General features: G+C 65.8%; 17 protein-coding genes and 1 pseudogene. 12 read left to right on the top strand and 6 right to left on the bottom strand.

The window, feature by feature from the left end:
- The 4 genes from BAY1663_RS18775 to thiI all read right to left on the bottom strand — a co-directional run.
- Window positions 1-188 (bottom strand): DUF4880 domain-containing protein (locus BAY1663_RS18775; protein ID WP_037043679.1); only part of this gene is annotated, 188 nt, incomplete at its 3' end.
- On the bottom strand, window positions 185-691 hold the full coding sequence (locus tag BAY1663_RS18770) for a sigma-70 family RNA polymerase sigma factor (protein ID WP_037043676.1): 507 nt from the start codon (window positions 689-691) through the stop codon (window positions 185-187). The genes BAY1663_RS18770 and BAY1663_RS18775, both read right to left, overlap by 4 nt.
- A 320-nt stretch (window positions 692-1,011) precedes the next feature.
- On the bottom strand, window positions 1,012-2,832 hold the full coding sequence (gene typA, locus BAY1663_RS18765) for a translational GTPase TypA (protein WP_037043673.1): 1,821 nt from the start codon (window positions 2,830-2,832) through the stop codon (window positions 1,012-1,014).
- Between the two features lie 166 nt (window positions 2,833-2,998).
- Window positions 2,999-4,453 carry a tRNA uracil 4-sulfurtransferase ThiI gene (gene thiI, locus BAY1663_RS18760; RefSeq protein WP_037043671.1) on the bottom strand — a complete coding sequence of 485 codons (1,455 nt, stop codon included), beginning with the start codon at window positions 4,451-4,453 and terminating at the stop codon, window positions 2,999-3,001.
- Between the two features lie 339 nt (window positions 4,454-4,792).
- Here thiI and glnA point away from each other — a divergent pair.
- The 5 genes and pseudogenes from glnA to ntrC all read left to right on the top strand — a co-directional run bounded on the left by glnA (window position 4,793) and on the right by ntrC (window position 10,325).
- Window positions 4,793-6,195: pseudogene (gene glnA, locus BAY1663_RS18755) on the top strand (glutamate--ammonia ligase).
- A 287-nt stretch (window positions 6,196-6,482) separates the two neighbouring features.
- Window positions 6,483-7,022, top strand: coding sequence for a DUF4124 domain-containing protein (locus BAY1663_RS18750; protein ID WP_037043667.1), 540 nt, complete (start codon window positions 6,483-6,485; stop codon window positions 7,020-7,022).
- The gene (locus BAY1663_RS18745) at window positions 7,019-7,639 is read left to right on the top strand and encodes a DUF4124 domain-containing protein (RefSeq protein WP_037043664.1); all 621 of its coding nucleotides are present in this window, start codon (window positions 7,019-7,021) and stop codon (window positions 7,637-7,639) included. Before BAY1663_RS18750 ends, BAY1663_RS18745 begins: the two co-directional genes overlap by 4 nt.
- A 170-nt stretch (window positions 7,640-7,809) precedes the next feature.
- Window positions 7,810-8,892, top strand: coding sequence for a nitrogen regulation protein NR(II) (glnL, locus tag BAY1663_RS18740; protein ID WP_037043661.1), 1,083 nt, complete (start codon window positions 7,810-7,812; stop codon window positions 8,890-8,892).
- A complete protein-coding gene (gene ntrC / locus BAY1663_RS18735; RefSeq protein ID WP_037043658.1) occupies window positions 8,889-10,325 on the top strand; it encodes a nitrogen regulation protein NR(I) in 1,437 nt (478 codons plus the stop codon). The genes glnL and ntrC overlap by 4 nt, the downstream gene beginning before the upstream one ends.
- A gap of 249 nt (window positions 10,326-10,574) precedes the next feature.
- On the opposite strand, the gene BAY1663_RS18730 is transcribed toward ntrC, so the two are convergent.
- Window positions 10,575-11,012: a hypothetical protein gene (locus BAY1663_RS18730; protein WP_037043655.1), complete on the bottom strand. Its 438-nt coding sequence runs from the start codon at window positions 11,010-11,012 to the stop codon at window positions 10,575-10,577.
- Between BAY1663_RS18730 and BAY1663_RS18725 the strand changes: the two genes are divergently transcribed.
- From BAY1663_RS18725 to BAY1663_RS18710, 4 genes are all read left to right on the top strand, one after another.
- Window positions 11,011-11,505: a tRNA (cytidine(34)-2'-O)-methyltransferase gene (locus BAY1663_RS18725; protein WP_037043653.1), complete on the top strand. Its 495-nt coding sequence runs from the start codon at window positions 11,011-11,013 to the stop codon at window positions 11,503-11,505. The two genes, BAY1663_RS18730 and BAY1663_RS18725, sit on opposite strands and share 2 nt — an antisense overlap.
- 116 nt (window positions 11,506-11,621) lie before the next feature.
- On the top strand, window positions 11,622-12,158 hold the full coding sequence (gene hslV / locus BAY1663_RS18720; protein WP_037043650.1) for an ATP-dependent protease subunit HslV: 537 nt from the start codon (window positions 11,622-11,624) through the stop codon (window positions 12,156-12,158).
- A gap of 34 nt (window positions 12,159-12,192) precedes the next feature.
- Window positions 12,193-13,533: an ATP-dependent protease ATPase subunit HslU gene (gene hslU / locus BAY1663_RS18715; RefSeq protein ID WP_037043648.1), complete on the top strand. Its 1,341-nt coding sequence runs from the start codon at window positions 12,193-12,195 to the stop codon at window positions 13,531-13,533.
- Window positions 13,534-13,632: 99 nt separating this feature from the next.
- Window positions 13,633-14,007, top strand: a complete 375-nt coding sequence (locus BAY1663_RS18710) for a gamma-butyrobetaine hydroxylase-like domain-containing protein (RefSeq protein WP_037043645.1) — start codon at window positions 13,633-13,635, stop codon at window positions 14,005-14,007.
- A 126-nt stretch (window positions 14,008-14,133) separates the two neighbouring features.
- Here the strand turns inward: BAY1663_RS18710 and BAY1663_RS18705 are convergent, their stop codons facing one another.
- Window positions 14,134-14,409: a polyhydroxyalkanoic acid system family protein gene (locus BAY1663_RS18705; RefSeq protein ID WP_037043643.1), complete on the bottom strand. Its 276-nt coding sequence runs from the start codon at window positions 14,407-14,409 to the stop codon at window positions 14,134-14,136.
- 207 nt (window positions 14,410-14,616) lie between these two features.
- On the opposite strand from BAY1663_RS18705, the gene ubiE reads away from it, so the two are divergent.
- The 3 genes from ubiE to ubiB form a co-directional block, all read left to right on the top strand.
- Window positions 14,617-15,387, top strand: coding sequence for a bifunctional demethylmenaquinone methyltransferase/2-methoxy-6-polyprenyl-1,4-benzoquinol methylase UbiE (gene ubiE / locus BAY1663_RS18700; RefSeq protein ID WP_037043640.1), 771 nt, complete (start codon window positions 14,617-14,619; stop codon window positions 15,385-15,387).
- Window positions 15,387-16,010, top strand: coding sequence for an SCP2 domain-containing protein (locus BAY1663_RS18695; RefSeq protein WP_037043638.1), 624 nt, complete (start codon window positions 15,387-15,389; stop codon window positions 16,008-16,010). The genes ubiE and BAY1663_RS18695 overlap by 1 nt, the downstream gene beginning before the upstream one ends.
- On the top strand, window positions 16,007-17,510 hold a 1,504-nt coding region (ubiB, locus tag BAY1663_RS18690; RefSeq protein WP_037043634.1), incomplete at its 3' end, for a ubiquinone biosynthesis regulatory protein kinase UbiB. The genes BAY1663_RS18695 and ubiB, both read left to right, overlap by 4 nt.

Here is a 17,510-nt window from a genome sequence, read left to right as displayed (position 1 = left end):
CGTCCCAGCAGACGCTCGGCGCGCGCCCAGGCCAGTGCGTGTTCGCGGCTGCGCTGGCGCCACTGCGCGCAGGCCTGACGATCGGCTTCGCTCGGCTCCCCCGCGTGCAGCTGCACCAACCAGGCCGCGGCCTCGTCGAGGATGGCCGGGGCGATGACGGCATCGCCCGCCTGCGCCCGGCCGCTCATGCCATCACCTCCAGGCAATGGCGGAACGCCTGCTGCATATAGCGCTTGACCGAGCCCAGCGAAACGCCGAGCTCGACCGCGATGGCCTCGTACTTCATGCCGTCGATCTGCGACAGCAGGAAGGCACGGCGCACGCGGCCCGGCAGGCTGTCGAGCATGGCATCGATCTCGTGCAGGGTCTCCAGCACCAGCAGGCGCTGTTCCGGCGGCGGCACCTGCTCCTCGGGCAGTCCCGCCAGTGCCTCGAGATAGGCGCGCTCCAGCGACTGGCGCTGGTACCAGTTGACCAGCAGGCCCTTCGCCACCGTGGTCAGGTAGGCACGCGGCTCACGGGCGTCCAGCACCCGGCGCGAAGCGAGCAGGCGGGCAAAGGTGTCCTGGGTCAGGTCCGCCGCATTGTCGGCGCAACCCAGGCGCCGACGCAGCCAGGCGTAGAGCCAGCCATGATGCTGCTGGTAGAGGTAACGCACAGCATCGTGAAGGGAAGTATCGGCCGCAGGCATGAGCGCTCGTCTTGCCGGGTGACGCCGGCCCTATTTGAGAATGCTTCTCATGATAGTCTCGAGCGTTCCTCCCCCACAAGCATACGAATTACATCGCCCGGCAGACCCTCCACGAATCGGGCGCGACTCACCGTTGGCGCGCTGCACTTACGCCTTGGTCACCCTGCTCCAGGTCTTTGCCGGCGCGACCGCGTTGACGGTGATGTCACGGCCACGCAGTTCGTTGGCGAGGACGCGCACCAGCCCCTTGAACAGTACCGCCAGCACGGCCCCAAACAACAAGGGCGCCCGAAGGCGCCCCTGTCTTATCGCAACGACATTCAGACCTTGCTGCGCTCGTAGCGCTTGCGGTCGTTCTCGTTGAGGAACTTCTTGCGCAGGCGAATCGACTTCGGCGTCACTTCCACCAGCTCGTCGTCGGCGATGAATTCCAGCGCCTGCTCGAGGGTGAACTTGATCGGCGGCACCAGGGCAATGACTTCGTCCTTGCCGGAAGCGCGCATGTTGTCGAGCTTCTTGCCCTTGGTCGGGTTGAGCACCAGGTCGTTGTCACGGCTGTTGATGCCGCACAGCTGGCCTTCGTAGATCTCGTCGCCCGGCGCCAGGAACAGCTTGCCGCGCGCCTGCAGGGTTTCCAGCGAGTAGGTCAGCGCGGTACCGGTGGCCATGGAGACCAGCACGCCGTTCTGGCGGTTGGTGACTTCGCCGGCCTTGATCGGGCCGTAGTGGCTGAAGGTCGAGGTCAGGATGCCGGTGCCCGAGGTCAGGGTCAGGAAGTTGTTGCGGAAGCCGATCAGGCCGCGCGCCGGGATGGTGTATTCCAGGCGCACGCGGCCCTTGCCGTCGGGGATCATGTTGGTCAGATCGCCCTTGCGCAGGCCCATCTGCTCCATCACCGGCCCTTGGTGCTGCTCTTCGATGTCGATGGTGACGTTCTCGTACGGCTCCTGCTTCTCGCCGGCCTCGTTCTCGATGATCACCACTTCCGGACGGCCCACGGCCAGTTCGAAGCCTTCACGACGCATGGTTTCGATCAATACCGAGAGATGCAGCTCGCCGCGACCGGAGACCTTGAACTTCTCCGGGCTATCGCCCGGCTCGACGCGCAGGGCGACGTTGTGCAGCAGCTCCTTGTCGAGACGATCCTTGATGTTGCGGCTGGTGACGAACTTGCCTTCCTTGCCGGCGAACGGCGAGTCGTTGACCTGGAAGGTCATGCTCACGGTCGGCTGGTCGACGGTCAGCGGCGGCAGCGCCTCGACGGCGTTCTGGTCGCAGAGGGTGTCGGAGATGTACAGCTCGTCCATGCCCGAGACGCAGACGATGTCGCCGGCTTCGGCTTCGGCGACTTCGACGCGCTGCAGGCCGGAGTGGCCCATGATCTTCAGGATGCGGCCGTTGCGCTTCTTGCCGTCGGCGCCGATGGCGGTCACCGGACTGTTGGCCTTGATGATGCCGCGGGCGATGCGGCCGATGCCGATCACGCCGAGGAAGCTGTTGTAGTCCAGCTGCGAGATCTGCATCTGGAACGGACCGTCGAGGTCCACCTTGGGCGCCGGGACGTGGTCGATGATGGCCTGGAACAGGGCATCCATGTTGTCGTCCATGTTCTCGTGATCCATGCCGGCGATGCCGTTCAGGGCGCTGGCGTAGACGATCGGGAAGTCCAGCTGCTCGTCGGTGGCGCCGAGGTTGTCGAACAGGTCGAAGATCTGGTCGATGACCCAGTCCGGACGCGCACCCGGGCGGTCGATCTTGTTCACCACGACGATCGGACGCAGGCCGGCCTTGAAGGCCTTCTGGGTCACGAAACGGGTCTGCGGCATGGGGCCGTCCTGGGCGTCGACCACCAGCAGCACGGAGTCGACCATGCTCATCACGCGCTCGACTTCACCGCCGAAGTCGGCGTGGCCGGGGGTGTCGACGATGTTGATGTTGTAGCCGTTCCACTTCAGCGCGGTGTTCTTGGCCAGGATGGTGATGCCGCGTTCCTTCTCCTGGTCGTTGGAGTCCATCACGCGCTCGTTTTCCGCCTCTTTGCGGTCGAGGGTGCCGGACAGGCGCAGCAGCTTGTCGACGAGGGTGGTCTTGCCATGGTCGACGTGGGCGATGATGGCGATGTTGCGGAGATTCTCGATCACTGATTCGTTTCTCTGTAGATGGCTTCGAGCTCGGGCTGGAAGCTGGGAATAGTCCGGACGACGTCAGGCTGTCCGAGTTGTAACGACTGGGCCTTGCGATCAGCAGCGGTCGGGAGGACGGTGGCGAATGCTGCCACCCAATAGCCCCGGCTGTTTCACCGATGCGTCAGGCCGGACGATAGACGCGCACATTCACATGCCCCTCGCTCAGCAGATGGTGAGCATGCAGGCGGCTCATGACACCTTTGTCGCAATACAGCAGGTACTGGCGGTTTTCATCCAGCTCCTTGAAACGGTTGTTCAGCGCGTAGAACGGCAGCGCCTGTACTTCGATGCCCGGCAGCTCGAGCGGTTCGTCCTCGGCGGCATCGGGGTGACGGATGTCGAGGATGACCTGGCCAGCCATCGCCTCGCGGACTTCCTCGACCCTGATGTCCTGGCCCAGCTCGTCGATCACCCGGTCGATCGGCACTTGGCGGGCATTGGCCAGGGCGCGCTCGAGGATGGCCATGTCGAACTGCTTTTCCTCATGCTCGACGCGGTAGCGCTTGGCGCGGGTGGTCGGGTTCTTCGAGATCACCCCGCAGTACTCGGGCATGTTCTTGGCGAACTCGGCGGTGCCGATCTGGAAGGCGGTGTCGATGATGTCCTGCTTGTGGCTGGCGATCAGCGGGCGCAGCACCAGCATGTCGGTAGCCGCATCGATCACCGAGAGGTTCGGCAGAGTCTGGCTGGAGACCTGGGAAATCGCCTCGCCGGTGACCAGCGCATCGATGCGCAGGCGCTCGGCTATCTCGCTCGAGGCGCGCAGCATCATGCGCTTCAAGACCACGCCCATCTGGCTGTTGTCGACCTTCTGCAGGATCTCGCCGACCACTTCCTCGAACGGCACGCTGACGAACAGCACGCGGTGCGAGCTGCCGTACTTCTTCCACAGATAGTGGGCGACTTCCATCACGCCCAGCTCGTGGGCGCGGCCGCCGAGGTTGAAGAAGCAGAAGTGGGTCATCAGCCCGCGACGCATCATCTGGTAGGCGGCGACGGTGGAGTCGAACCCGCCGGACATCAGCACCAGGGTCTGCTCCAGCGCACCCAGCGGGTAGCCGCCGATGCCGTCGTGCTGCTGGTGCACGACGAACAGGCGCTGGTCGCGTATCTCCATGCGCACCTCGACTTCCGGCGCCTTCAGCGAGATGCCGGCGGCGCCGCATTGCTGGCGCAGCTGGCTGCCGACATGGCGCTCGACGTCCATGGAGCTGAACGGATGCTTGCCGGCACGCTTGCAGCGCACGGCGAAGATCCTGCCCGGCAGGCGCTTGGCGTAGTGCGCCTTGCACTTGGCGACGATGTCGTCCAGATCGCCCAGCGGGTATTCATGCACCTCCAGGCAATGGGCGATACCCGGCGTGCAACGCAGGCGCTCGATCATCTCGCGCAACAGCTTCGGCTCGCTGAGCGCGGTTTCCACCTCGATGTTGTCCCACACGCCCTCGACCCGCAGCTCGGGATCGAGCTCGCGCAGCACGGTGCGGATGTTCTTCGCCAGCTGGCGAATGAACCCCTTGCGCACCGGCGGGCTCTTGATGGTGATTTCGGGGAAAACCTTGACGATCAGCTTCATGGAAACAGCACGTGCGCCGGCGAGGCATGAAAAGAGGGGCGCGGAGTATAGCGGAAACTGCTCAAGCTTTGACCGATTTTCTCATCAGCCCGACAATGCACCAAAACAATGCCAGCAAGCACACCAATGCACTATTACAGTGCACTACAACGGTGCACATACCGGCTTCTTCGTCGAAAAATCGCCGCCACCACACCAAACAGGGCGAATAGTTCCAACAAAGAGCACTGGCATGCAATTTGCTCTCTTGTGAGGCAGGTCGCCTTGGCGGAACATCGCCGCCGGCTTCACCCTGATTCGGAAGCATAACTGTCACGCTTCCACCACTTGGAGAACACCATGTCGAAGTCGCTTCAACTGATCAAAGATTACGATGTGAAGTGGATTGATCTGCGCTTCACCGATACCAAAGGCAAACAGCAGCACGTCACCATGCCGGCCCGTGATGCCGATGATGACTTCTTCGAGTACGGCAAGATGTTCGACGGTTCGTCCATCGCTGGCTGGAAGGGCATCGAAGCCTCCGACATGATCCTGATGCCGGACGACAGCACCGCCGTGCTGGATCCGTTCACCGAAGAGCCGACCCTGATCCTGGTCTGCGACATCATCGAGCCCTCCACCATGCAGGGTTACGATCGCGACCCGCGCGCCATCGCCCGCCGCGCCGAGGAATTCCTCAAGTCCACCGGTATCGGTGACACCGTATTCGTCGGCCCGGAGCCGGAGTTCTTCGTCTTCGACCAGGTGAAGTTCAAGTCCGACATCTCCGGCTCGATGTTCAAGATCTACTCCGAGCAGGCATCCTGGATGACCGACGGCGAGATCGAAGGCGGCAACAAGGGCCACCGTCCGGCCGTCAAGGGTGGTTACTTCCCGGTTCCGCCGGTCGACCACGACCACGAGATCCGCACCGCCATGTGCAACGCCCTGGAAGAAATGGGCCTGGTCGTGGAAGTACACCACCACGAAGTGGCCACCGCCGGCCAGAACGAGATCGGCGTGAAGTTCAACACCCTGGTGGCCAAGGCCGACGAAGTGCAGACCCTCAAGTACTGCGTACACAACGTCGCCGACGCCTACGGCAAGACCGCCACCTTCATGCCCAAGCCCCTGTACGGCGACAACGGCTCCGGCATGCACGTGCACATGTCCATCTCCAAGGACGGCAAGAACACCTTCGCCGGTGACGGCTATGCCGGCCTGTCCGAGACCGCCCTGTACTTCATCGGCGGCATCATCAAGCACGGCAAGGCGCTGAACGGCTTCACCAACCCGTCGACCAACTCCTACAAGCGTCTGGTCCCGGGCTTCGAAGCGCCGGTCATGCTGGCCTACTCGGCCCGCAACCGCTCCGCCTCGATCCGCATCCCGTACGTCAACAGCCCGAAAGCCCGTCGCATCGAGCGCGCTTCCCGGACCCGGCGGCCAACCCCTACCTGGCCTTCGCCGCCCTGCTGATGGCCGGCCTGGACGGTATCCAGAACAAGATCCACCCTGGCGATGCCGCCGACAAGAACCTGTACGATCTGCCGCCGGAAGAAGGCAAGCTGATCCCGCAGGTCTGCGGCAGCCTGAAGGAAGCCCTGGAAGAGCTGGACAAGGGCCGCGCCTTCCTGACCAAGGGCGGCGTGTTCTCCGACGACTTCATCGATGCCTACATCGAGCTGAAGGCGGAAGAAGAGATCAAGGTGCGCACCTTCGTGCACCCGCTGGAATACGACCTGTACTACAGCGTCTAAGCCAGCAAGCGCGACACGAAAGGCCACCCTCGGGTGGCCTTTTTCGTTTTCGCGCCCCCTCCACATGGTTATGCATGGTTCGGCCATGGTGTGGTTGCGAACCTCGTTCGGCGGGTTGCAACCCGCCCTACGCCAAGCCGGGGCTCCGTGCAAACCGTAGGGCGGGTGAAACCCGCGCGGCCAGGATGAGGCCGCAGCTTGTCGCCGCTCGCAATTCCCACCGATCGGACTTGCCGCCAGCCCCGCACGATGCAAGGCTTGCAGCATTCCTCATCGCGGAGCTCCCCATGCGTAGCGCATTGTTCGGCCTGCTGTTGATCCTGACCGTCCCGGCCAGCGCCGAGATCTACAAGTACACCGACGAGCATGGCAATACCGTGTTCACCAACCAGCCTCCGGAAGGCGTCCAGGCCGATGCCGTCGAGCTGCCACCAGCCAATACCGTGAATATCCGCACCCCCGAGCCACCGCCGCCGCTACCCGGCGAACAGCCGGCCAGCCAGGCGCCCTACCAGACACTGATGGTCACCGGCATCCCGGACGCAGAAGCACTGCGCGCCAACAACGGCAGCTTCGTCGTCGGCGCCCGCCTGGTGCCACCGCTGCAGCGCGGCCACACTCTGCGCTTTCTGCTCGACGGCATCCCCCAGGCCGCCGCCGGCAGCGACACCTCGCTGCAGCTGAATAATGTCGAGCGCGGCGAACACCGCCTGCAGGTCGAAGTGCTCAGCGGCGAACGGGTCATCCAGCGCAGCGAGCCGGAATACTTCACCGTGCAGCGCGTGCACACCTCCAGCCCGGCCCTCCGCCCCAGGCCGGCACCATGAGCCGCTGGCTGGCGGCCGCGCTACTGGTCATCGCGCTGCCGACGGCCGCCCAGGTCTACACCTATATAGATGCCGAGGGGAACCGCGTCTTCACCGATCGCCCGGCCGGCCAGGCGGCCGAACAGGTCCGCCTGAAACCCGGCAACAGCATGCCGGCACCGCCCATCTCCACGCGCCAGGCCGCAAAGCCCGAGCCGGTCGAGGCCGAGGTCGTCGCCTACCAGTTGCACATTCTCAGCCCGGCCGCGGACGAGACGATCCGCGACAACGCCGGCACGGTCAGTGTCACCTTCCAGAGCGAGCCCGCCCTGCAGCCCGGACATGCCTACCAGTTGCTGCTCGACGAACAGCCCCTTGGCACACCGGCCAGCCAGTCACCCATCGTGCTGAGCAATGTCGATCGCGGCACGCATCAGCTCGCGATGGCAGTCGTGGACGAGCAGGCCCGCATCCTGCAGCGCACCGCGAGCCAGCCATTCCACCTGATACGCACCTCGCTGGCCCAGCGGCGCATGGCCAAGCCCTGCCAGAAGGGCGACTACGGCGTGCGTCCGGAATGCCCGCTCAAGGATAAACCGCCGGAAAAACGCGACATCCCCTTCGTGCCCTTTCTATGATCAAGGTGCGCACCTATTTGGTGCGCACAATTGGCGGCAACACCGTTCGTCACCATTTTGGTTCACCGGCCAGGCTGCCCGATGCCGGAAACATACCGCCCCGCGCCCGAATGGCGCGCCTTGGTTTGGTTCTTGCATTTCCTGTCTGACCTTCCGGATGCAGACCAGCCATGATCAACGAAGCCCTGCAACGCCTGCTGATCGAGAACCTGACTACCGCGACGCTGCTGCTCAATTCGCGCTTGCGCCTGGAATACATGAACCCGGCCGCCGAGATGCTGCTGGCCGTCAGCGGCCAGCGCAGCCACGGCCAATTCATCAGCGAACTGTTCACCGAATCACCGGAAGCCCTGGCCGCGCTGCGCCAGGCCGTGGAAGAAGCCCACCCCTTCACCAAGCGCGAGGCGACGCTGACCTCGGCCACCGGCCAGAGCCTGACCGTGGACTACGCCGTGACCCCGGTGCTGACCCGCCAGGAAACCATGCTGCTGCTGGAAGTGCTGCCGCGCGACCGCCTGCTGCGCATCACCAAGGAAGAGGCGCAGTTGTCCAAGCAGGAAACCACCAAGATGCTGGTGCGCGGCCTCGCCCATGAGATCAAGAACCCCCTCGGCGGCATCCGCGGCGCCGCCCAGCTACTGGCGCGCGAACTGCCCGACGAGCACCTGCAGGACTACACCGAGGTCATCATCGAGGAGGCCGACCGGCTGCGCAATCTGGTGGACCGCATGCTCGGCTCGAACAAGCTGCCCTCGCTGGCGATGACCAACATCCACGAGGTGCTGGAACACGTCGCCAGCCTGATCGAAGCGGAATGCCAGGGAAGCATCATTTTGGTGCGCGACTACGACCCAAGCATTCCCGAAGTGCTGATGGACCGCGAGCAGATGATCCAGGCCGTGCTCAATATCATGCGCAACGCCATGCAGGCGCTTTCCGGCCAGACCGAGCTGGGCCTCGGCCGCCTGACCCTGCGCACCCGCACGCTGCGCCAGTTCACCATCGGCCATATCCGCCACCGCCTGGTGGCACGTATCGAAATCATCGACAACGGCCCCGGTATCCCGGCCGAGCTGCAGAACACGCTCTTCTACCCCATGGTCAGCGGCCGGCCCGACGGAACCGGGCTCGGCCTGGCCATCACCCAGAACATCATCAGTCAGCACCAGGGCCTGATCGAGTGCGAGAGCCACCCCGGCCATACCGCGTTCTCGATCTTCCTGCCACTGGAACAAGGAGCCCCAACAGCATGAGCCGAAGCGAAAACGTCTGGATCGTCGACGACGACCGCTCCATCCGCTGGGTCCTGGAAAAGGCCCTGCAGCAGGAAGGCATGGCCACGCAGAGCTTCGACAGCGCCGACGGCGTGCTCGCCCGCCTCGCCCGCCAGCAGCCGGACGTGATCATTTCCGACATCCGCATGCCCGGCCTCAGCGGCCTGGACCTGCTGTCGCAGATCCGCGAACAGTATCCGCGCCTGCCGGTGATCATCATGACCGCGCACTCGGACCTCGACAGCGCGGTGGCCTCCTACCAGGGCGGCGCCTTCGAGTACCTGCCCAAGCCGTTCGACGTCGACGACGCGGTGTCGCTGGTCAAGCGCGCCAACCAGCATGCGCAGGAACAGTTGCAGCTCAAGGAGCCGGCCAACCACCACCACACGCCGGAGATCATCGGCGAGGCGCCGGCGATGCAGGAGGTGTTCCGCGCCATCGGTCGCCTCAGCCATTCCAACATCACCGTGCTGATCAATGGCGAATCGGGTACCGGCAAGGAGCTGGTGGCGCATGCCCTGCACCGCCACAGTCCGCGCTCGGCCTCGCCGTTCATCGCGCTGAACATGGCGGCGATCCCCAAGGACCTGATGGAATCGGAACTGTTCGGCCACGAGAAGGGCGCCTTCACCGGCGCCGCCAGCCAGCGCCGCGGCCGCTTCGAGCAGGCCGACGGCGGCACGCTGTTCCTCGACGAGATCGGCGACATGCCGGCCGACACCCAGACCCGCCTGCTGCGCGTGCTGGCCGATGGCGAGTTCTACCGGGTCGGCGGCCATACGCCGGTGCGGGTCGACGTGCGCATCATCGCCGCCACCCACCAGGACCTGGAAACCCTGGTGCAGGCCGGAAAATTCCGCGAGGACCTGTTCCACCGACTGAACGTCATCCGCATCCACATCCCGCGCCTGGCCGACCGCCGCGAGGACATCCCGGCGCTGGCCGAGCACTTCCTCGCCAGCGCCGCGCAGGAACTCGCGGTCGAGACCAAGGTGCTCAAGCCGGAGACCAAGGAATACCTGCAGCACCTGCCCTGGCCGGGCAACGTGCGCCAGCTGGAGAACACCTGCCGCTGGATCACCGTGATGGCGTCCGGCCGCGAGGTGCACGTCAGCGACCTACCGCCGGAGCTGCTCAGCCAGCAGGCCGACGCACAGCCGGCGAACAACTGGGAACAGGCGCTGCGCAACTGGTCCGACCAGGCCCTGGCGCGCGGCCAGTCCAGCCTGCTCGACGAAGCGGTGCCGGCCTTCGAACGGATCATGATCGAGACCGCCCTCAAGCACACCGCCGGCCGCCGCCGCGACGCCGCCCTGCTGCTGGGCTGGGGCCGCAACACCCTGACGCGCAAGATCAAGGAACTGGGCATGCGCGTCGACGGCAATGACGACGACGAGGGCGACGACGGCTGAGCCGCCGCCCTCCAGCTCCCCATCCTTGCGTAGGTTGGGTTGAGGAGCGCCGCGACGAAGCCCAACACGTACGGGGCCTGTATCTGTTGGGCTTCGCTGCGCTCAGCGCCAACCTACCCGGGTATCGATCACGCATGGGCAGGAGCGTAGGGTGGAAAACTCGCGGAGCGATTTTCCACGCGGGCGTGCAGCGATACGCCTTCGAGAAATCTGGCAGCGCATCCGCGTGGATGGCTTCGGCCATCCACCCTACGGCGTCACCCGTACGTCGAGGCGCCAGCCGCCGGCTTCGACCTGCCCGGCCCACTCCCCCCGCAACGGGCGGGCCGCCACCAGGTGCAGCAGCAGGCCTTTGGCGGTGTGCTGCAGCCGCCAGCCCACCCGCGTGCCATCGACCTGCAACTGGCCGGACTGTGCCTCGCCCTGCGCCTGCAACAGCAGGGCGAAGGCGCCTTCGAGGTGCTCGTCGTAGAGCTCGGGCTGGCGATCGAACCACAGCGTAAGTCCCCATGCCTGCTCCTCGATGCGCTCCAGCTGCACCGGCCCCGGCGCGGTGAGCCGGCCGATCATCGCGCCCAGCAGCAGTCCGATCAGCACCAGCGAGGCAAAAAAGCGCCGTCGCAGGCGCGGCCGCGGATCGTCCGGCACAGTAGAATGTCGCTCGTCTTCCACCTCGGTGCCACGCATGTTCCACGTCATCCTGTTCCAACCGGAGATCCCTCCGAATACCGGCAACATTATCAGGCTCTGCGCCAACACCGGCTGCAACCTGCACCTGATCGAACCGCTGGGCTACGAACTGGACGACAAGCGCCTGCGCCGCGCCGGCCTGGACTACCACGAATACGCCACCCTCGAGCGGCACGCCGACCTGGACAGCTGCCTGCACCAGCTCGGCATCGCGCCGCCGGGCAGCCCGGCCGAGCCCGGCACGCCGCGCCTGTTCGCCTTCACCACCAAGGGCTCGCAACCGTTCCATGAAGTGCGCTACCGCCGCGGCGATGCCTTCCTGTTCGGCCCGGAAAGCCGCGGCCTGCCGGCGCAGATCCGCGACGCCCTGCCCACCGACCAGCGCCTGCGCCTGCCGATGCGCCCCGACAGCCGCAGCCTGAACCTCTCCAACACCGTGGCAGTCGCCGTCTACGAGGCCTGGCGCCAGCTCGACTTCGCCATGGCGTGAAGAGCGGCCACACGTGGCCTGCACGCCGATGGTCGTACGGCGTTGAAAAGCTCCGGGGGCTCCCCCATATCAAGCGCATTCGGGCATTCATCGCCCCGCTGCGTGGAGATTTCCCCTTGACCACCATCGTTTCAGTGCGCCGCAACGGCAAAGTCGTCATGGGCGGCGACGGCCAGGTTTCCCTGGGCAACACCGTCATGAAGGGCAACGCCAAGAAGGTCCGCCGCCTCTACCACGGCCAGGTGCTGGCCGGCTTCGCCGGTGCCACCGCCGACGCCTTCACCCTCTTCGAGCGCTTCGAGGGCCAGCTGGAGAAACACCAGGGCCATCTGGTTCGCGCCGCCGTCGAGCTGGCCAAGGACTGGCGTACCGACCGCTCGCTGAGCCGCCTGGAAGCCATGCTGGCGGTGGCCAACAAGGACGCCTCGCTGATCATCACCGGCAACGGCGACGTGGTGCAGCCCGAGGACGACCTGATCGCCATGGGCTCCGGCGGCGGCTTCGCCCAGGCCGCCGCCAAGGCGCTGCTGCTCAAGGCCGGCGACGACATGTCGGCCCAGGAAATCGCCGAGACGGCGCTGAACATCGCCGGCAGCATCTGCGTGTTCACCAACCAGAATCTGACCATCGAGGAGCTGGACAGCGAGGTCTGAGTACCGACCGTCCCGTCCCTCCGGAGTACCGAAAATGCCCATGACGCCCCGCGAGATCGTCCACGAACTCAACCGCCACATCATCGGCCAGGACGACGCCAAGCGTGCCGTCGCCATCGCCCTGCGCAACCGTTGGCGGCGCATGCAGCTGCCGGCCGAGCTGCGCCAGGAAGTCACCCCGAAGAACATCCTGATGATCGGCCCGACCGGCGTCGGCAAGACCGAGATCGCCCGCCGCCTGGCCAAGCTGGCCAACGCGCCGTTCATCAAGGTGGAAGCGACCAAGTTCACCGAAGTCGGCTATGTCGGCCGTGATGTCGACTCGATCATCCGCGACCTGGCCGATGCCGCACTGAAGATGCTGCGCGAGCAGGAAGTCCACCGGATGCGCCACCGCGCCGAGGACGCCGCCGAGGAGCGCATCCTCGACGCCCTGCTGCCGCCGGCCCGTGCCGGCTTCAACGAGGACCCGGCGCCGAGCAGCGACTCCAACACCCGCCAGCTGTTCCGCAAGCGCCTGCGCGAAGGCCAGCTGGACGACAAGGAGATCGATATCGAGGTCGCCGAAAGCCCCGCTGGCGTCGAGATCATGGCCCCGCCCGGCATGGAGGAGATGACCAACCAGCTGCAGAGCCTCTTCGCCAACATGGGCAAGGGCAAGAAGAAGAGCCGCAAGCTGAAGATCAAGGACGCGCTCAAATTGATCCGCGACGAGGAAGCCGCGCGCCTGGTCAACGAGGAAGAGCTCAAGGCCCGCGCCCTGGAAGCGGTGGAGCAGAACGGCATCGTCTTCATCGACGAGATCGACAAGGTCGCCAAGCGCGGTAACACCGGCGGCGCCGACGTCTCCCGCGAGGGCGTGCAGCGCGACCTGCTGCCGCTGATCGAGGGCAGCACGATCAACACCAAGCTGGGCATGGTCAAGACCGACCATATCCTGTTCATCGCCTCGGGCGCCTTCCACCTGTCCAAGCCCAGCGACCTGGTGCCGGAACTGCAGGGCCGCCTGCCGATCCGCGTCGAACTCAAGGCGCTGACCCCGCAGGACTTCGAGCGCATCCTCAGCGAACCGCACGCCAGCCTCACCGAGCAGTACCGCGAGCTACTGAAGACCGAGGGCCTGCACGTCGAATTCCTCGCCGATGGCATCCAGCGCATCGCCGAGATCGCCTGGCAGGTCAACGAGAAGACCGAGAACATCGGCGCGCGCCGCCTGCACACCCTGCTCGAGCGCCTGCTGGAAGAAGTCTCCTTCAGCGCCGCCGACCTGGCCGGCCAGCGCAACGGCGAGCCGATCCGCATCGACGCGGCCTACGTCAACGAGCACCTCGGCGAACTGGCGCAGGACGAAGACCTGTCGCGGTATATTCTTTAAAAGCAGCTGGAAGCTGGAAGCTGGGTACGGATGACCTGTTCAGCAGCAGACAGGCTTCCGGCTTTGGCTTTCCGCTTCAAGCTCATACGGAGTATGCCCATGCGCATCCCCACCGCCATCAAGCTGCACAAGGCCTCGAAGACGCTGGAGCTGGAATACGGCGGCGCTGAACGCTACGTCCTGCCCGCCGAATTCCTGCGCGTGCACTCGCCTTCGGCCGAGGTGCAGGGTCATGGCAATCCGGTGTTGCAGACCGGCAAGCTGAATGTCGGCCTGGAGCGAATCGAGCCCGCCGGCCAGTACGCCCTGAAGCTGACCTTCAGCGACGGCCACGACAGCGGGCTGTTCACCTGGGACTACCTGGAACGCCTGGCGCTGAATCAGCAGGTGCTCTGGGATGACTACCTTGCGGCCCTGGCGGCCGCCGGCAAATCCCGCGACCCCGATGAGTCGGTGGTCAAGCTGATGCTCTGAGCGCGAAACCGTAGGGTGGATCGCGCTCCAGCGATCCACCGGGCGGCGCTGCGGTGGCTGTAAAAAGCGACAGCCACCCTACCTCGCCGCCTCGCCGCATGCGGTGCGCTGACGGCAGCGCGGGGCTCAGGCCAGCGCCTTGTCCAGCGCGCGCTCGATCTGGCTCTGGATGCTGCTGCCCATCGCCGAGAGCAGCAGGCCGAGCTTGAGCTGCACCCTGACGCTGTCCGCGTGCACCTCGATGCGGCCGTCCGCCCCGCTGCGCTTGACCGCCAGCACGTCGCCCTGCCACTGGCAGTGCACGCCGTACTCGCGGGCCAGCCGCCCAGCCAGCTGCTCGGCCTTCTCGCGAGCGGCCTCGCGGCCGAGGCTATGGGAACGTTCGACGATGATCTGGGCCATTACGACTCCTGGCTGCGGTGCCCGAAAAGGTGCGCACTATAGCAAAGCGCCGGCATACGGCGCGAAGGCCGCCGACTGCGCCCCGAACCCACGTCGCCCCCTGCGACGCGTCGTCGCTGCGCCTTTTGCCGACCGCTCGCAGCTCGACGCTTATTAGCCGGCTTTTTAGGTTTAGAATGCCCGGCACATTCTTCCGGTGACAGTGACATGACCGATCCCCGCAAAGCGCATGACGCAGAACCGACCACCCATTTCGGCTACACGAACGTGCCGGAAAGCCAGAAGGCGCAGAAGGTGGCCGAGGTGTTCCACTCCGTGGCCGCCAAGTACGACCTGATGAACGACCTGATGTCCGGCGGCGTTCACCGGCTGTGGAAGCGCTTCACCATCGAACTCTCCGGCGTGCGCCACGGCAACCGCGTGCTGGACATCGCCGGCGGCACCGGCGACCTGACCCGGCAGTTCTCGCGCATCGTCGGCCCCAGCGGCGAAGTGGTGCTGGCCGATATCAACGCCTCGATGCTCAAGGTCGGCCGCGACAAGCTGCTGGACAAGGGCGTGGCCGGCAACGTCCGGTTCGTCCAGGCCGACGCCGAGAAGCTGCCGTTCCCGGACAACCACTTCGACGTGGTGACCATCGCCTTCGGCCTGCGCAACGTGACGCACAAGGAAGACGCCATCGCCTCGATGCTGCGCGTACTCAAGCCGGGCGGCCGGCTGCTGGTGCTGGAGTTCTCCAAGCCGACCAACCAGCTGTTCTCCAAGGCCTACGACGCCTATTCGTTCAGCCTGCTGCCGCTGATGGGCAAGCTGATCACCAACGACGCCGACAGCTACCGCTACCTGGCCGAGTCGATCCGCATGCACCCGGACCAGGAAACCCTCAAGGGCATGATGGTCGACGCCGGCTTCGAGCGCGTCACCTACCACAACATGACCGGCGGCATCGTCGCCCTGCACCGGGGCATCAAGCCCTGATGCTGCGCGCGGCTCTGCTGGCCGGCGCCGAGCACGGCATCAATCGCGTCCTGCGCCTGGACCCCACGGCACTGCCGCGGTTGGCGCGGCTGGGCGGACGGATCATCGAGATCGACTGCACGGCACCGGCCTGGCGGCTGTTCCTGCTCGCCGACGACGAAGGCCTGCGCCTGGCCTCCAGCTGGGGCGCGGAAGCCGATTGCCGCCTGCGCGCGCCGGCCACCAGCCTGCTGCGCCTGGCCGTCAGCCGCGACAAGACCGCCGTGCTGCATGGTCCGGACGTGGAAATCGACGGCGACAGCGGCCTGCTGATGGGGCTGGCCGAAATCCTCCAGGACCTGGAGCTCGACTGGGAATACGAAGTCTCGCGCTGGCTCGGCCCGGTCGGCGCCCAGCTGCTCGGCAGCAGCCTGCGCAACCCGCTGTACTGGGTGCGTGAAAACGCTGACACGTTGCGCCAGGACCTGGCCGACTATCTCAGCGAAGAAGCCCGCGCCCTGGTCGGCCAGGCCGAAGCCCAGGCGTGCTTCGACGAACTGGACGACATGAAGCTCACCCTCGACCGCCTCGAGGCCCGCATCGAGCGCCTCGCCCACAACCTGAATCCAGATCGCCCCGAATGAAGCTGTTCGCCGCTGCCCGCCGCCTGTTCCGCATCCTGCTGGTGGTGATCCGCTACCGCCTCGATGACATCATCCTCGACCTGCCGATGCCCTGGTGGCTGCGCGGCACCAGCTACCTGCTGCCCTGGCGCTGGATTCCGCGGCGGCGCAGCGAGCTGTCGCGCGGCGCCCGCCTGCGCCTGGCGCTGGAGGGACTGGGGCCGATCTTCATCAAGTTCGGCCAGTTGCTCTCGACCCGTCGCGACCTGCTGCCACCGGACATCGCCGACGAACTGGCGATGCTCCAGGACCGCGTGCCGCCGTTCGACTCCGCCCGCGCCACCGCGCTGATCGAGCAGCAGCTGGGCGCGCCGGTCGACGAGCTGTTCGCCCGCTTCGACAGCAAGCCGCTGGCCTCGGCCTCGGTGGCCCAGGTACATGCGGCCCGGCTGCGCAGCGGCGAGGAAGTGGTGGTCAAGGTGGTGCGGCCGAATCTCAAGCCGGTCATCGCCCAGGACCTGGCCTGGCTGTTCATGCTGGCCAAGAGCGCCGAGCGGATCTCCATCGACGCCCGCCGCCTGCACCTGGTGGAGGTGGTCGAGGACTACGCCAAGACCATCTACGACGAGCTCGACCTGCTGCGCGAGGCGGCCAATGCCAGCCAGCTCAAGCGCAACTTCGAGGGCTCGACGCTGCTCTACGTGCCGCAGGTGTACTGGGACTACTGCCGCCCGCAGGTGTTGGTGATGGAGCGCATCTACGGCGTGCCGGTCACCGACATGGCCGCACTGGCGCGGCAGAACACCAACATGCGCCAGCTCGCCGAGCGCGGCGTGGAAATCTTCTTCACCCAGGTGTTCCGCGACAGCTTCTTCCATGCCGACATGCACCCCGGCAACATCTTCGTCAGCACCCACCAGCCGTGGAGCCCGCAGTACATCGCGGTGGACTTCGGCATCGTCGGCAGCCTGACGCCGGAGGACCAGGACTACCTGGCGCGCAACCTGATGGCCTTCTTCAAACGCGACTACCGCAAGGTCGCGCAGCTGCACATCGACTCGGGCTGGGTGCCGGCGGAAACCAAGGTCAACGAATTCGAGGCGGCGATCCGTACCGTCTGCGAGCCGATCTTCGAGAAGCCGCTGAAGGACATCTCCTTCGGCCAGTTGCTGGTGCGCCTGTTCCAGGTGGCGCGGCGCTTCAACATGGAGGTCCAGCCGCAGCTGGTGCTGCTGCAGAAGACCCTGCTCAACATCGAGGGCCTGGGCCGCGAGCTGTACCCGGACCTGGACCTGTGGAGCACCGGCCAGCCCTACCTGGAGCGCTGGATGCGCGAGCGCATGAGCCCGCGGCAACTGCTCAGGAACGTGCAGGCGCAGATCGAGCAGGTCCCGCACCTGGCGCACATGACCCGCGAGCTGCTCGAGCGCATGTCCAATCCGCATGCCGACAACCCGCCGCCGCCCTGGCACGAGCGCCATCGCGGCTGGCCGCTGCGCCTGACCGGCGCCGTGCTGCTGG

Origin of the sequence: Pseudomonas sp. BAY1663 (genome assembly GCF_000582595.1) — a bacterium.
Classification (GTDB): Bacteria; Pseudomonadota; Gammaproteobacteria; order Pseudomonadales; family Pseudomonadaceae; genus Stutzerimonas; species Stutzerimonas stutzeri_AF.
The sequence above is the reverse complement of the archived record's forward strand: the minus strand, read 5'-3'. Positions and strand labels throughout refer to the sequence as shown.